Here is a 14,639-nt window from a genome sequence, read left to right on the forward strand (position 1 = left end):
ATCATCCTGAACGTTCCACTACAGGCACACTGCTTTAACATAATCAATCGCACGCATAAATACATCATGACATTTGAACCTGACTGGTTCCCGGAGATCATGCCAGAAAAATTCAAAATCATGTCCGCCATCGTCAAGTGTATGAAATATCCAGTGGCAAGGTAAAAAGCCGCACTCACAAAGAACAAAATGCCACAATTGGTTCTGATAGCCACTTTCCCAAAGTCCCAGATAACCAGCAAAACGAACATCATGAATGCCCGACTCTTCAGCAAGCTCTCTCAGGGCTGCAGATTCAATTGAACAATCGCTAAATTCCAAAGTGCCTTTAACCAGTTGAACACCAGCGAGTGGATGTTTAAATAGCAAAATTTCTAAGCCATTGACACCACTTCGAAGAACCAACGGACAAACTTTCACTTGTCGTTTGCTTCGCCAACTGTCTACGAATTTCTCCACGTTTATCACCCCGATTCGTCTGATGATAATGAAGTTGGATCACAAGACGAAAAATCTTAAGAAGCATCGTTTTAAGAAGCATCGTTGACTTGCTGACGGCTTAACCACTCCTGAGCAGCTGCACCCATGGTTACCCCTTCAGATGCTTTCATCCATTGCATGAAAGCACGATCAAATTTAAAGTTCTCCCCACACTTAGATTTAAAATATCGACGGACATTCTGTGTCGATTTATACGAGCGAGTAATTACCGTATTATCATCAATCTGATTCTTGTGCCAATCCACCTTGGTCATTCGATTCACTTCCTTTGTAACCTGAATGATATCAATCATACTGATTTCAATAAGATTCAGAATAGTTAAAAACAGCTGAAATACCAAAAAAACAAAATTTACTTTCACTCACTGCGATGTGCATTTTTATAACTCTGACTCACCAACCAAACTGATATCACAATTAACACCACATATAATGGCCAGCCTAAAATCACCGTATAGGCTGCTAAGTCACGTTCTGAAACTGAATCTCTGCTGAGTAAAAAAATACACTTCACTAAGTTACTGACAATCCAAATTGAACTCACTTGCTGCCAAGTCGTTAAGCTGGGCACGTTCATGGTTTCTCTGCTTTCTTTTAACGAAGGTGTAGATACTTCCGCAATCAACATGGGTATTGGCTGTTTCAGTAAAGAAAATACAATAAACACGACTGCCGTACTTAATGACCCCAAAGCAATCTTAAACAAAACAGCTTCTGCAATCAGACCTCTCGGCACAATGGCAATAATGAACAACTCGATGAGTCCAGACAAAGCAAAAGCTAAAGAAATGAGCCCTAAGTCTCGACGCAAGAACGTCATCACCACGCCATAGACTGATGCTGCAGCCACAGCCCATCGTAAATCAGCATAATGATATACCACCAAATAGAGCAACGATGGCAACAAAATTGTCAGCATCGAATCTCGACTTGTGATTAAACGGAATACAATCTGATACACAATGCCTCCATTCTTCTTGACTCTCATATCCTTTGGGAGTGGCTGTCCGGTTATTGACGATGAACAGGCATCGTACTTCCTGCCACACTGATGAATGTGACTTAGCCTATCTCAACATACCTGCACTGGCATACGACACTTTGATGCCACAACCCCGTCATTCAGGCGACAGTAGGTACGTTATTCACTACAGGAGGTACTTTTGCCAATGAAGCTGCCCTTTCAGCGCAACCTGATAATCCTCATAGCCACAAGACGAATAAAGCTTTTTAGCTGCAACATTGGCGTCATCGACTTCTAAGGTCATTTTTACATAATCGTTATCACAGCAGTATTGCTCAATGCCTTGGAGTAAAACCTTCCCGACACCTTGACCACGAGAGTCTTCAGACACCATGAAATCGTGAATATTGAGTACTTTCTTCGCCCTGTAGCTTGAAAATGATTCGAAACAGACCGCAAATCCGGCCGGTTTGTTGTCTACAAAACACATGAAACCGTGAAAATAAGGAAGCGTAAATAATTGGCTCACAATCGTATTTTTAATCTCTGCTGATAGCTGTGACGCATACTCGTGAAATAAGACTTCAAATTGAGAACGATGACTCATATTTTCATTTTCTACATAAACAACTGTGGTATTCAAGTCCATTTCTCCGTCAATTTAATGAATATGGCTGTCTTGGTATTTCACTTAGATTTATTGTACGAGCCACGCACCGTTTTCCTTCAATATCAACAACTTCCCCCTCTGTTATTTGATGGCAGTCTTGCATCCAGCGAATGAATGCTTTTTGCATGGCTGTGGTGCTGATCATGCCCATAACTCGCGCGATTGTATCTGACGGAATAATAACAAGGCTGCCTGTCCCGTTATCTCACATCACGACCAGCTTGAACGTAGATGTGGAGAAAAAATATACGTCTGGGGCACTTTCCACTGTTTTTTTCTGCTGATTGAATCGATAGCGCATCTGGATTTAAGTTTCTGCGTGCAAGTGACTCTCCTTTGAATGCCTCACCCCTTTCGAAGGGGTCAAACAGGTTATGATTCATGCGTATGTACGCCACGATTATTGGTATTTAGCCGACGTGATAAATTCGCCAAATGTCTCACACCACACAATGACCGTATTGTATCCCGATAGGTCGATATCTTGCGGTACTTCCACAACAAAATTTTCGAAAGTCTTTACATCCCCCACAAGAGCCATCTCATTTTTCAGCCGTTGAAAATCAGCTTCGGTTTCGACGAACGCCGGAGACACATACAACTTATAATCCGGGCCAGGCGCAAGCTGCCCCATGAATGTGATGAATTCAGCAGTCAAGGATACTTGCCCTTCTCCCCAGTGAAACGTATCGCTATCTTTAAGGTCTTTTCTGAACGTGGCTGAATACTGTGCTTGAGATGAGATTTGAATCACTTCAGCTTCAGTGGGTGCTGGCGGAGCAATCAGGATAGGCAGCAGATATATCCCAAGCACAAAACCAAGTACCCCCACAGACAAATGAGTCACCGAGAGTGTCATGAATGTTTTTAGTTTCATAAGTCAGCTCATTGTTAAAAAAACTTAGTCTAACCGGGATGTCTGAAACACAAAACCCAGCATGACAAGAATAGGCCAGTGTTGGCAGAAAGCTCACCTGCTCAGAGGCATGCTTCATCAGGGTTTCTGTTCATCAATTTTATGAATTGTTCCAAGAGAAACCGCAACCAGTTTTTCTTCCCCATCGGCTTGGGCATAGACCTTACACTCACATGTCGCTTGACGTTTTCCTGCGTATAAAACTGTTGACCTGGCGACCAATCTATCTCCGATTGCTGGCCTAACATAGTTCACTTTATATTCTGAAGTGACACAGCGTCCTAGTACTGATGCTCCGGCAAAGGTAATACAGTTATCAGCCAAATAGCTAACGACACCACCATGCGCAAACCCATTGTTTTGCTTGAGATCGTCTCTCATCTCAAGGCTCAATTCAGCAGTTCCAGCCTCATAAGCTTCCAACGTTGTTCCCAAAAGTAAACTGAAAGACTGCTGTGACAGAATCTCTTTCCCTTTATCTAACATATTGCTCAATCTTCAGCTCCTTACTGATCATCCGGAAATCCAACAAATGGCATGGACTCCCTCTAATCAAAATTGACCACATGACTTCTGCATCGCGCTTGATCATTAAGTCCATGAGCGGACTGTATTACTAAATCAAATTCATTCTATTTGATCTGAAGTCATACTTCTGACTAGATCCAACAAATTCACGCTAATCCGTCGGACACAAATACGACCCGACCAACGGCACTTCCACTCTTTCAGCCGTTAAACTGCCTTCGACTTCAATACCCAAAGGATTCGATGAAATTCTAGATTCTTCCACCGGCACGATCGAGTTTTGAATGTAGTATTGATAAATACCTTCCTCTTCAGGATATGAAAACTCCATTCCGGATAAAGTTTCGGTTTCTTCTTGCCGGAGTGCAAAACGACTACGGACTACAAAGTGATCAGAATGCTCTTCAACGTGTTGTTCAAGCAATTCAGCAAAGTCTTCGTAGCATTCAAACAGCAACATCTCATAATCGTATTGTGATCGATTGTCTCTGTTCAGTAACGGCTTGAAATATACATATGGCTGGCAACGAGTTTCACCTTGATAAAGCAGTTCGATACCTTCTTCGTTTTGCTCAGCGATGCTGAAATCACTTTTGCTAAGAATTAATGTTTGATCAAAATTGATCAGGGTAATGGTTACATCATCCATCGTTCATCTTCTTCTACTTGGCCGATTTGAATTCGATTGTTTTGACGCCGACCACTCTCGGCTACTCATCAATAGAAAAGCTTTCCCACACTTGGAAAGTCTGACTCAGTCATCATCGAACGTCTCCATGTCAAAATCTGTTGATGGCATTGATTGAGCCAAACTTAGCTTTAGTATCCACGGTGAGGATCATCGAGGCAAGGAGTTGATCCACTAAACAATCACGCGTTCTAAAGTCCTCTCGACGTTTGTCAATATGCGACCTAAAGCGTCTATCCCGGTATTGCCGGTATTGAGCCACTTGTTATGCAGTTGGTTGCCATAAATGCAACTATTTGGTGTCAAAATCAAACTATCGCTTGGTGGCAACTGTCTTTGTTGAGACAATACTCATCGTTATTTCTATACCAACGGACAACCATGAAACTCTTAGTTCGCAACCTTGCTCGCACAACAACCGAACACGATATTCGCAAACTGTTTTCTGAATACGGTGCAGTCGCTGAATGCACTCTCGTTTTAGATCAGGAAACTGGTTTATCGAAAGGCTTTGCTTTCGTCGAAATGCCTGACGATTCAGAAGCAAAATCTGCGATTGCAGCACTGAATCTGACAAGCGTTGCCAAAAGCAAGATTCGAGTCAAAACAGCTCAATAAAACAGAGTCTTAAACCAGCTGAAAATGCTGGTTTTTTATTGCCCCCAAAACTGCGTAACGCCTGGCAAAGGGGGGGCAACACATGACCATTCAACTCAAACACAACAACCCGAATCACCGCTATTCAAAGCGACGGGAAACACCAAGCCCTGACAGTCCCTTTTGAGCCGTTGCTATGTGTTTACTCTACGTATTCTTGTTCAAACACTATCCCGTTAAATGTATGCGTACAACACTTACAGAATGGTCGTAATGTTGACTCGTTTACTTCAGGATTAGTCACTTTCAGAATACCCAGTTCATCGACATATAAGCCATTATAATAGCTACTTTCACCAAGACGAACATAGTCTTGAGCACTATCAACTTCTAATGATACCAGCCAGTAGATGGGTTCTTTTTTATCAAGCCTCGAAGCTGCTTCACTAAACACCACATCCCACTCATTTCCTACTTTAGAAAGAAGAAACTTAAACAGTGGCGTGTAATCTAAACCTCGTCTCACTCCTTTTCTCATCCCAAAAGCCGTATCTTTTCTTCGACTCTCTCGATAATCACCACCATGACAATGATGAACACCATGAGTTCTGGTATTAACCTTTCGATATAAAGGCTTCTTCTCAAACTTTTTCACTTCAGCCTCTCGAACACAGAATGAATGACATGGACTCCCCCCTACTCAGGCTTTGCCACACTTGGAAAGTCAGACTCTTAATCACCGGAGGTCACCCTATCACAATTTATTTATAGTATTGATTTATCGTAATATATTTTTAGCTGTCACGGTGAGGGTTATACATCTACACCCAATTAAGGTGTAAGCGTGAGCAACGCTGTCACGAAACTAAACCATTATGCCTTAAACGCCGAACCTAAGCTTGAACTGAATGAAAATACCAAATGTTGGGAATCGCTCTTAAATACTTTATTATACTTTAGCTTTATTCCACGGACTTGAGTACGCTGATATTAAATAGCTTTCTAAGGGATCGATTACTTCTTTTGCATACATCCCAAAATAGATATCGATTTTCCCATGCTTTTCAATCGCTTTCATCGTTTCAGGAAACATAAGCTCTTCCCAGTGTTTTGTTGGTGCTTTTCCTTGAAGTGACGACCTCAAGCCTCCTAAATGCTGCTTGAATCTTTTACGTAGACTAGGATTCTCCGCGCGCAAACCGTATAAGCCAAAATACAAGGGAATAATATTGTCACCCTCTTTGATTGTCCATGCATACACACCAGAGCCGACCCTATCAACCGATGAACATCCATAGTCGTTAATACTAAAGCTGTGACCATCAAATGTAATACTCAACTTCGGTGTTGGGAAAAAACCGTGTTTGATTGGCTCAAATTCCATTTTATAGCTCCTTTTTTAAGAGAGTTTCCTTAACATGTCGATAGTTTTCGTATTGTTTTGAATGTGAGCATAACGAATGACATGGACTCCCTCTCATCAGACTTTGCCACACTTGGTAAGCCAGATCCCGTAATTACCGGAGGTCACCATATCACAATCTGTTTATGGCATTGATTTAGCCAAACATAGCTTCAGTATCCACGATGAGATTAACCAAGACAAAGTGCGACTCTAAAAATAATAATACGACCAAAAGTCCTTGAAACTTTGCAAACATGCCATCCGCCATCATCGGTATGGAAGCCTGGCAGGGCAAAGGTGCCTGTCCCGATATTTGTCCCGATATTTGCAATGGTTTTCAAGTAGCTGTCCCCGTCATGAACTGTAAAAATCTCTCGTCTTTTCCTCTTTTGATCAGCAAGCAGAGCAACGGCCACCTTATCTACGCATGTCTACGCAAAAGGAAAGGTCCAAAGCCGCTTTAATCACATTGTTCAACAAAGGCCCAACGAGATGCGCTTGTCATCGTTCCGTTCAGTTTCACTTTTTCTTTCGCTGCAATTTCAGTAATGCCGAGTGATTGTGCGTTCGCTTTCAGATATTTACCAAATTGTGCATTCCAGGAGACAGAAGGCGGTACTTTCTTATTCTGGTGAAAACCACCCATGTAATTTTCAATAATATCAGTGGTTAATACAGATGGAAGTTGCTTTTCATGCATCTCAGCAAGGACATCCATTAATCGGTTCGTATCTACAGAAATATGCTCAGCCATCATTACCTGCCTGTTCTTGATGTACATTCACGTTTCCTCAACAGATTTCACCACACTGGATCAGCCTGACGAAGAAATCTTTGGTGGTCTTCATATCACAATCGGCCAACGTATTCATAAAGCTGAATACAACTTCAATGTCCGACTGGGAGGCGCATCTCGCCTTCTCTTCAGTAACCGCCCTCTTCCGTGACTGTCCCGCCGTTCACCATGAGTTCTGGTATTAACCTTTCGATATAAAGGCTTCTTCTCAAACTTTTTCACTTCAGCCTCTTGAACACAGAATGAATGACATGGACTCCCCCCTCTTCTGGCTTTGCCACAATTGAAAGTCTGACTCTTAATCACCGGAGGTCACCCTGTCAACATCTGTTGATGGCATTGATTGAGCCAAACAGAGCTTCAGTATCAGCGGTGAGGATCATCAAAGCAAGGTGCAGTAACTTAGAGCGTCTGTCTTGGTATTACCGGAGGGTCGGGCTCAAGTCAGAACCGTTCTGTACATGGCGATGATGTTCGCCATGCAGTGTAACCCTGTTTTAAACGCACCTATCAACGACTTCTGGCTGAAGGAAAACCCAAAAAAGTGGCGATAATCACCTGTGTCAGGAAGATGGTTATCATCCTAAATTTTATGTTGCGCGATGGCGTCTTATGGGGTTCTATCCACTTCGCCTTTAGCGAAAATACAAAAACAAGCGCGTTGTAATTTGTGTCAGGTGACTACACTTGTTAAGCATTTATTTACGAATTCTACCGCCCCAAAGCCACCACCAGAACCCTTCACAACGAAGTAATAGCTTTTACCAGGAACCAATGGCAAAGGTTTAAAAGCCTCATCAAACCCCTCTGGTAACTGCCCATATCTAATGCTCGCTACTTTCTTATAATTCCCATTTATTTCCCATACAGGTTCGTTATAAGCGAAGCCTTCACCTTTTGGCTCTGCGACGAGTACATAGTCAATTTGTGGAAGCCCTTTTAAAAATGCAACATCTACATTGCATTCGCTATCAATTTTTACGTCTAGCTCTATCTCATATGAGCAAGCAACTAAGAATAAACCGACGATGATTACAGAAAAGTACTTAGACATACGTAACCTATGCATAACGAATTGCATGGACTCCCTCTACTCAGACTTTGCCACACTTGATTCGTTTAACTCCATCATTACCGAAGCCACCATGTCACCACCCGTTTATAGCATTGATTCAGCCAAACACAGCTTAGTATCCACAATACCTTAAAGTGTCTGTCCCGGTAATCCCGACTCGCTTTGGCAAAGGCAAATAATTTGCTTTGCAGAAGTCATCATAAGATGCATATATTGAAACTTCTGATTTATCATTACTAGTCAAAGCTTTCTCCATGAGGCATAACGCCGCGTTAAGGGGTGAATGCCGCAAAAACCAGCTTTCTGCAGACCACTTTCACCACCAAAACTCACCGCAGACCAAAAATGCCACGCGGCATGAATCCCACTTGAACGCCTTGTTAGGTGGCTAGCTCAATGCGGTAGTATTTAAGTAAACTATTAAGCTCTATTTTTATAGCTTCCTCTGCGGTACTTTCGATTTTTAGTAATAACGCTTGTCTAGAATTTGATAGCTCTGTCGTTTGGGATTTTAACGAAAGATCATAAGCAAGTGCCAAGCAACTACTCTATGCGTAAGAATCTGACTGTCTCAATGCAATTTCTAAAACTTCATCAACTAATCTAAAGGAATCCACCTTAGATATTATGCTTTCCGCAAATTCCATTCTCAGTCTACATACAGACCATTCATCAAATTCCAAATTATCAAGAGCGACCTCAAGTTCATTCTCGAACTGTTCAATGTCCAATATGTTCTCCTGCCACATAACGCCGCGTTAAGTGGTGAACAACGCTAACCACCGAACCTAAACCATAACACCTTAAACACTTAACCGAGTTGAACTAAAATAGCCAAGCGTTGTGAATCCGCCTTAAACGCCTTGTTATGTTCGTGCTCGAAGGTTTAGTGCGATTACATCAAGTTGTCCTATTTCATTGAAATTCAACCGATAATGCTTGTAGCCTTCATGGTCATTAATAATTTCTGACTGAACATGCTGTATAAGCCAAGAAGAACCATGAATTTCATAACAACAGTCATCCCTTTCTCCCTCATGTAAGTCAAATACCATTTGCCACTTAAATGCTACGATATCTGAAAAATGAAGCTTGACCGCTTTCTCTTGCCAATCTCTAAACTCAACTAGAAAGTCGCCCTCTTCCTGATGGATACTTGGGTACACTGCATCAACTGTGGAAAACTCCAAGTTAAGTAATTTTATTGTTTCCATGCATTCTCCAGCCCAAAGAACATAACGAATGACATGGACTCCCCTCATCAGGATTTGCCACACTTGGAAAGTCTGACTCAGTAATCACCGGAGGTCACCATGTCATTATCTGTTTATGGCATTGATTTAGCCAAACATAGCTTCAGTATCCACGGTGAGGATCATCAAGGCAAGGTATTGATCCACAAAACAATATCGCGGTCTAAAGTCCTTGAAAATTTTATCAATAATCCTCCAACCATGATCGTGATGGAAGCCTACGGCGCTTCTCATTATTGGACCCGAGAGTTGGCTAAACTCGGAAACATGCCGAAGATCATGGCATCAAAATATGTCGCGCCTTTCAGAATCGGGCCCAAGTCTGAACTGTTCTGTACATGACTAGGACGTCCGCCATGCAGTGTAACCCTGTTTTTAAGCGCGCCTATCAACGATTTCTGGCAGAAGGAAAACCCAAAAAAGTAGCGATTATCGCCTGTGCCACTTCAGGTGCCTGTCCCAATATTTAACATGGACTCCCCCTCACCAGGCTTTGCCACACTTGGTATGTCTGATTACAAAATCGCCGGAGGCCACCATGTCACAATCCGTCTATGGCATTGATTTAGCCAAACATAGCTTCAGTATCCACGGCAAGGATCATCAAGGCAGATGTTGATCCACAGAACTGCTAACAAAAGTGTCTGTCCCAGTATTTTCCAGTATTTTTAATCTTATCTAGTAGTGGACTTTTTGTTCTTTCCAAAAAAGCTTAATGCTTCCTCTAAAGACAAAATAGTCCAACCAGCCACCTCCACTGGATCAGACAAAACGATACCGAACTTCCTTTGAAGCCAAGCCAGCTCCAAAAGAAGAGGTGAGGTGCGATCAGGTACATTTAGTAAGTACCCAACTTCAGGAACTGTATAACCTTTCTTTTCACAATGATTTAAAACACCATGCAAAGAGAGGTCTGCTTTTCTCTTCACCGTATTCCAGTCACAATTTGCATAGACATTCTGCTCACCTCGTAAACGATTTATTGTTAACATATCTTCATGTTTAATAAACATATGGCCATGAAATGGTTCTTTCCTATGACAATCAGCACAGAGTGCTATAAGATTTTGAGGTGAATTATCTGACTTTTCACGATTGCGATGATGTACATGTAGTAATCTTTTAGCTTCTTTTAAATCAACTGAACAATATTGACAAACATAGTTTGATTTTTTTCTGATATCCGCTGACACGCTTTCCCAGTCTTCTGAGTATCCTTTTTTTGCTAAAGAAGCATACTGTTTGGGCAGCTTTCTAAACAAAGAGCTATAGGTGGAAAAGAACTCTTCAATGTCAAATTGATTAACTATTTCGTTTCTTTCACTAACTGTTGCATTAGCAGAACCTTGGTAATTCAAATGATTCAAACAAAGCTTACATACATTTAATCCAGCCGTTCCCTCTAGAAATTGTTTGTTCGCACCATGACCATAAATAGGAAATTCACCAGAAAAATTATTCGTGATTTTATAGCGTTCTTCAAAACTATTTTTTCTTCTCATTTCATCTAACTTTGTACAATCTGCCACATGAAACTTGTTACCCTCTGAACCATCAAGTAAAGCTTTTTCAACTTTAAAGCCATGATCAGGAATAAAAAGTATAACTTGTCGTCCTTTTACACTAAGAATTCCTTCCTCAGAAGTTAAATCCTCTATATCAACGTCAATCCCACTTTCGAGTTCATCATCAAACTCTATATCTCCATCTTGCCAAACTGTTCCAATGTCAAAATCTGTAACTTCAGCCCCCATTTGATGAACACGCGCCCAAAGAGAAGATAAATCGACGTTGAGTTTCATGACTCTTCCCCTTGTAAAATCTGTTTAATCTGAATATCCGCATTAGTTAACACACGAAAGCTTACCCTTCGTGATCTCACTTTATTCTCTGTACCATTTTCATCATAAATTAACTTTGAAGAGGATAAGCCAACTGCTGAAAAATGACTTTTCACCCAAACACTATAATTACTGGTGATTTTTAAACTATACACATATCTAAGCACTGACCTAGTTCTTTCTTGAGATAAACGCATATTTTCAAAATATGCATCATCAGCGTTTAAAGAGTTCCAATCACTGCTCGTATGCCCTTCTATCCTAATTTCATTAATAGATTCTTTAAATGGCATTAAGATAGTCATATATCTTGGGAAAAATTCATCGAGTAGACTCCTATAATCGGGGCTAAGCATTGAACTTCCTTCCTTAAATAAGACTTCCGGGGCTTTAAAAGTAAATGTCAATGTGTCTTCATCAATATCAGCATTCCACCTAGATAAGTCTTGGCTAAACTCCGTCTGCAATGCTTCATATATAGCCACCTGATTGTCTTGATATGCTACTGCGACTTCCTTTATTTTATCTCTCTCCTTGAATGCGTTCTGCATCAACGCAATAGCAATAAATAAGAAAACCATCATTAGTCCGGCCATTAGATCTGACACAGATAACCAATGGGACTCATCCTGTTCTGAACTCTTTCTATCAAATACTGTTGACATCTATCCCACCTACGCTTGTTGAGCAACGATATCAGACATTTTTTTGACCAACCGGCTATAGTCCTCTGTAAAACGTCCACTAATCGAGGTCAATGCTGTCCCCATTGACTGCAATACTTTCTCGATTTCTTCTCCCATTGTTTGGTCAATCATGTTCACTTGTTTTTGAACCGACTCTCCGGTGTTAGATAGAGCTTCTTCTATTGTTTTTTCCAATCCAGCGAATATTCGGTCAGCTTGTTTTCTATGTTCTAATGCTTGTTCTTCAATGGTAGATGATAAACTGTTTTTCATTTGTTCCATACTGTCAGAAAATGAAATCCTTACCTTTTCCGTATCCTGAATGATTTGTTCGCTTGCTTCTCTATAATTACTATTAAGTGTTTTGCTACCTTGCTGAATTTCTAAAATCAAGCTATGCATTTGACTGTTTATATCTTCTAAAGTTTTTGCAAACCTCTCTTTAATCTCTTCACTCGAATTTGCTGTCGCCTGGGCTGATTCTGTTAATGCCGCACGTGTTCGATCGACCGTATCTCTATAATTTTCAGCGCCTTCAGATATAACAGCCTTTATGTGCTCGCTACTTTCAACAATTCCGACGGCTAACTTATCACTTGCCTCTCTTGCTCCTGAAATCGCTAATTCAATTTGTCCTCTGATTTCTGGCACAGCTTCTACTGCTTTATCTCTAACATCTTTAAAGGCATTTAAATGACTATCAAGTTCTTGAATTTGGTGTTGATTCACTTCCATAATTTGCTTAAGGACACTCATAGTCTCTGGTATATTTTGGGCTTCTCGACTGATATTTGAAACTGATTCCTCAGTTTTAGCAATAGCTAAAACTCCCAGATCGTATTGTAATTTCATGTCGTTCAATTGATTTTTGTAATTCTCTTGCCAAATAACCAGTTCTTTCACTGCTTCATTTAGATCTGAAAAATTCTTTCCAAATTGTTCGGTGAGCTTGCTATTGAAGTCCTGAATCACTTGCTTTAATGCATCAATAACTTGTTCTGTCGCCGATTTAGACATCATATCAGCAAATTCTTGTAACTTCAGCCATAGTTCTTTTTCAAATTCATTAAATGTGTTCTGCTGTGATTTGGAAATAGATAGTAATTCTGTCGTGTTTTTTGTTATTAGATCAAGAAAAACCCCATTATTTTTATAATTTTCGTTAATATCAGATCGGGTTAGTTTTATCTGACCGACTAAGCTTGCTTCATCATTCTCTGAGATAGACTTTCTTAGCAGTGATATACCATCCAATTGTTGATTCATAACTTTATAAAGGTCAACAATATCTATATCTTCTTCAATGGTTCCACCATCTTCAACTTTACTTAGTACACCCGACGAGATGAAAACTTTATAAATAATAGAAAGTAACATCCCCGCTAGACTAGTTATAAATGCCGTTTTTAATCCTTCTAGTAGCGGACCAACACTATTATCAATATCACTTGTATCAAAGTCGAGTAATCCTGAGATAATCCCTGTGAAAGTACCCAATATACCTAAGGATGTAAGTAAAGTAGGCGTGTAATTTGTGAATGCATGATGCTTATCTGATTTCTTCCATAGTAAAGATAAGCAAAAAATAAAAACTAAAGTAACCAGAAAAAAATCAGTAATCGAAGATGCATTCACACCTTTCAAATAAAATTCAAAAATAGAAGTTAACATTCTTTTCCATCCAATACGTAAATATTATTAATTTATTTTTTATAACAAGTCACACCAATAAATTAAATTTCATAAACATTTATTCCAATTTAATCACCTCATTAATAGAAATTTAATATCAATTCATTTAGTAAAACCCCCGGAATTTTTGATGTATGCAGTCCAATCTTGTGAATAATTCAGAGACATTCTTTCTCCGTATAATGCTTGATTCTATGCAGCCACATCATGTTGCTTACCTCATTTCACCCCAAAACCACAACCCACCCACGCTACCGCCCTTAACACTGAAGTTACTGGCAGTTGAGCTGTTCTGTCACAGCCATCCTATTCAGTTATGGGACAGGTTTCATTAGGCAGTGTGTTTTGGATTGCATATCTGTGCTTTGGGGCAAGTTCTGCGGCGAAAAAAAGGAGGCGATGCCTCCTTTGTCTGTATCATCGATGGATTATGTGTGGCTTACTGCACCCTTTACTGCACCATCACGCTTTTCACCATACCGGCTTCGGCGTGGCCGGGGATGTTGCAGGCGAATTCAACGTTCGGTTCACCGTGGAAGTGCCAGAGCAGCTCCTTCGCTTTGCCCGGTTTGACGGTCACGGTCGAGCCGCTGTCGTGGTCGTGACCAGAGGTCATTTTGCGCATCATCTCGCGGTGTTTGAGTTGTTCTTCCATTGAGCCAATGGAGAACTCATGGTCGATTTTTCCGGTGTTCATCACCACAAACTGCACGACGTCATTGGGTTCGATTTTCACTTCTTTCTTGAAACGGATTTTCATGTCATCCGACAGCAAGACGTACACCACTTTGTCTGGTTTCGCGCCTTTGGCTGGCATACCGACGGCGGTCATGCCTTCCATACTCATCATCGAATGGTCCATTTTGGCATTATCCATTTGCGTATGATCCATTTGTGCATGCCCCATTTGGGAATGACCCATGCTACCGTGGGCTTTCACATCCGCCAGAACCGGGGTTGCGCTCAACGACATGAGCAATACTAGTGCTGTCTTTTTCATTGAATGATTCATTCTGTTTTCCTTTTT

The 14,639-nt window shown here is 40.9% G+C and carries 20 protein-coding genes and 3 pseudogenes; 4 read left to right on the forward strand and 19 right to left on the reverse strand.

The annotated features are described in order from the left end of the window. Nucleotides 1-18 precede the first annotated feature (18 nt). The 8 genes and pseudogenes from EA58_RS00915 to EA58_RS00945 all read right to left on the reverse strand — a co-directional run bounded on the left by EA58_RS00915 (nucleotide 19) and on the right by EA58_RS00945 (nucleotide 4,228). A complete protein-coding gene (locus tag EA58_RS00915) occupies nucleotides 19-459 on the reverse strand; it encodes an NUDIX hydrolase (RefSeq protein WP_235199519.1) in 441 nt (146 codons plus the stop codon). Between the two features lie 71 nt (nucleotides 460-530). Continuing rightward, entirely contained in the window at nucleotides 531-755 is a 225-nt protein-coding gene (locus EA58_RS00920; protein ID WP_036747927.1) for a DUF6434 domain-containing protein, read from the reverse strand. A 104-nt stretch (nucleotides 756-859) separates the two neighbouring features. Continuing rightward, nucleotides 860-1,462 (reverse strand): DUF3159 domain-containing protein, encoded by a 603-nt coding sequence (locus EA58_RS00925; RefSeq protein ID WP_036747928.1) that lies wholly within the window; start codon nucleotides 1,460-1,462, stop codon nucleotides 860-862. Nucleotides 1,463-1,649: 187 nt separating this feature from the next. Next, nucleotides 1,650-2,114 carry a GNAT family N-acetyltransferase gene (locus EA58_RS00930; protein WP_036747811.1) on the reverse strand — a complete coding sequence of 155 codons (465 nt, stop codon included), beginning with the start codon at nucleotides 2,112-2,114 and terminating at the stop codon, nucleotides 1,650-1,652. A 41-nt stretch (nucleotides 2,115-2,155) separates the two neighbouring features. After that, nucleotides 2,156-2,313: pseudogene (locus EA58_RS21490) on the reverse strand (ISAs1 family transposase); the annotation flags it as partial. A gap of 222 nt (nucleotides 2,314-2,535) precedes the next feature. Then, a complete protein-coding gene (locus EA58_RS00935; protein WP_036747813.1) occupies nucleotides 2,536-3,012 on the reverse strand; it encodes a DM13 domain-containing protein in 477 nt (158 codons plus the stop codon). Nucleotides 3,013-3,129: 117 nt separating this feature from the next. Next, the gene (locus tag EA58_RS00940; RefSeq protein ID WP_036747816.1) at nucleotides 3,130-3,537 is read right to left on the reverse strand and encodes a PaaI family thioesterase; all 408 of its coding nucleotides are present in this window, start codon (nucleotides 3,535-3,537) and stop codon (nucleotides 3,130-3,132) included. Between the two features lie 193 nt (nucleotides 3,538-3,730). Further along, a complete protein-coding gene (locus EA58_RS00945) occupies nucleotides 3,731-4,228 on the reverse strand; it encodes a hypothetical protein (RefSeq protein ID WP_036747819.1) in 498 nt (165 codons plus the stop codon). Between the two features lie 420 nt (nucleotides 4,229-4,648). Between EA58_RS00945 and EA58_RS00950 the strand changes: the two genes are divergently transcribed. Then, nucleotides 4,649-4,885: an RNA recognition motif domain-containing protein gene (locus tag EA58_RS00950; RefSeq protein WP_036747821.1), complete on the forward strand. Its 237-nt coding sequence runs from the start codon at nucleotides 4,649-4,651 to the stop codon at nucleotides 4,883-4,885. A gap of 181 nt (nucleotides 4,886-5,066) precedes the next feature. On the opposite strand, the gene EA58_RS00955 is transcribed toward EA58_RS00950, so the two are convergent. The 4 genes from EA58_RS00955 to EA58_RS00965 all read right to left on the reverse strand — a co-directional run bounded on the left by EA58_RS00955 (nucleotide 5,067) and on the right by EA58_RS00965 (nucleotide 7,050). Beyond that, nucleotides 5,067-5,519 carry a hypothetical protein gene (locus EA58_RS00955; protein ID WP_036747822.1) on the reverse strand — a complete coding sequence of 151 codons (453 nt, stop codon included), beginning with the start codon at nucleotides 5,517-5,519 and terminating at the stop codon, nucleotides 5,067-5,069. Between the two features lie 294 nt (nucleotides 5,520-5,813). Continuing rightward, the gene (locus EA58_RS00960) at nucleotides 5,814-6,248 is read right to left on the reverse strand and encodes a GIY-YIG nuclease family protein (protein ID WP_036747824.1); all 435 of its coding nucleotides are present in this window, start codon (nucleotides 6,246-6,248) and stop codon (nucleotides 5,814-5,816) included. 209 nt (nucleotides 6,249-6,457) lie between these two features. Beyond that, nucleotides 6,458-6,610 carry a hypothetical protein gene (locus EA58_RS21650; protein ID WP_161781009.1) on the reverse strand — a complete coding sequence of 51 codons (153 nt, stop codon included), beginning with the start codon at nucleotides 6,608-6,610 and terminating at the stop codon, nucleotides 6,458-6,460. Between the two features lie 119 nt (nucleotides 6,611-6,729). Further along, nucleotides 6,730-7,050: a hypothetical protein gene (locus EA58_RS00965; protein WP_152547891.1), complete on the reverse strand. Its 321-nt coding sequence runs from the start codon at nucleotides 7,048-7,050 to the stop codon at nucleotides 6,730-6,732. Between the two features lie 446 nt (nucleotides 7,051-7,496). Between EA58_RS00965 and EA58_RS21225 the strand changes: the two are divergent. Further along, nucleotides 7,497-7,732 (forward strand): annotated as a pseudogene (locus EA58_RS21225) (hypothetical protein); the annotation flags it as partial. Nucleotides 7,733-7,738: 6 nt separating this feature from the next. Here the strand turns inward: EA58_RS21225 and EA58_RS00970 are convergent. The 3 genes from EA58_RS00970 to EA58_RS00980 form a co-directional block, all read right to left on the reverse strand. Next, a complete protein-coding gene (locus EA58_RS00970; RefSeq protein WP_152547892.1) occupies nucleotides 7,739-8,119 on the reverse strand; it encodes a hypothetical protein in 381 nt (126 codons plus the stop codon). A gap of 401 nt (nucleotides 8,120-8,520) precedes the next feature. Then, the gene (locus tag EA58_RS21655; RefSeq protein WP_161781010.1) at nucleotides 8,521-8,679 is read right to left on the reverse strand and encodes a hypothetical protein; all 159 of its coding nucleotides are present in this window, start codon (nucleotides 8,677-8,679) and stop codon (nucleotides 8,521-8,523) included. 327 nt (nucleotides 8,680-9,006) lie between these two features. Further along, nucleotides 9,007-9,354, reverse strand: a complete 348-nt coding sequence (locus tag EA58_RS00980) for a hypothetical protein (RefSeq protein ID WP_036747832.1) — start codon at nucleotides 9,352-9,354, stop codon at nucleotides 9,007-9,009. A gap of 99 nt (nucleotides 9,355-9,453) precedes the next feature. On the opposite strand from EA58_RS00980, the gene EA58_RS21795 reads away from it, so the two are divergent. After that, entirely contained in the window at nucleotides 9,454-9,735 is a 282-nt protein-coding gene (locus EA58_RS21795; RefSeq protein WP_036747834.1) for an IS110 family transposase, read from the forward strand. After that, nucleotides 9,720-9,833: pseudogene (locus tag EA58_RS21935) on the forward strand (IS110 family transposase); the annotation flags it as partial. The gene EA58_RS21795 and the pseudogene EA58_RS21935, both read left to right, overlap by 16 nt. A 234-nt stretch (nucleotides 9,834-10,067) precedes the next feature. On the opposite strand, the gene EA58_RS00990 reads toward EA58_RS21935, so the two are convergent. The 4 genes from EA58_RS00990 to copI all read right to left on the reverse strand — a co-directional run bounded on the left by EA58_RS00990 (nucleotide 10,068) and on the right by copI (nucleotide 14,612). Continuing rightward, entirely contained in the window at nucleotides 10,068-11,195 is a 1,128-nt protein-coding gene (locus tag EA58_RS00990) for an HNH endonuclease (protein WP_051641817.1), read from the reverse strand. Next, nucleotides 11,192-11,899, reverse strand: a complete 708-nt coding sequence (locus tag EA58_RS00995; protein ID WP_036747836.1) for an OmpA/MotB family protein — start codon at nucleotides 11,897-11,899, stop codon at nucleotides 11,192-11,194. The genes EA58_RS00990 and EA58_RS00995 overlap by 4 nt, the downstream gene beginning before the upstream one ends. 9 nt (nucleotides 11,900-11,908) lie before the next feature. Beyond that, nucleotides 11,909-13,591, reverse strand: coding sequence for a MotA/TolQ/ExbB proton channel family protein (locus tag EA58_RS01000; RefSeq protein ID WP_036747838.1), 1,683 nt, complete (start codon nucleotides 13,589-13,591; stop codon nucleotides 11,909-11,911). A 472-nt stretch (nucleotides 13,592-14,063) separates the two neighbouring features. Beyond that, complete coding sequence (gene copI, locus EA58_RS01005; protein WP_036747931.1) at nucleotides 14,064-14,612, reverse strand: copper-resistant cuproprotein CopI; 549 nt, start codon at nucleotides 14,610-14,612, stop codon at nucleotides 14,064-14,066. Between the last annotated feature and the right edge of the window lie 27 nt (nucleotides 14,613-14,639).

It is taken from the genome of Photobacterium galatheae, assembly GCF_000695255.1.
GTDB lineage: Bacteria > Pseudomonadota > Gammaproteobacteria > Enterobacterales > Vibrionaceae > Photobacterium > Photobacterium galatheae.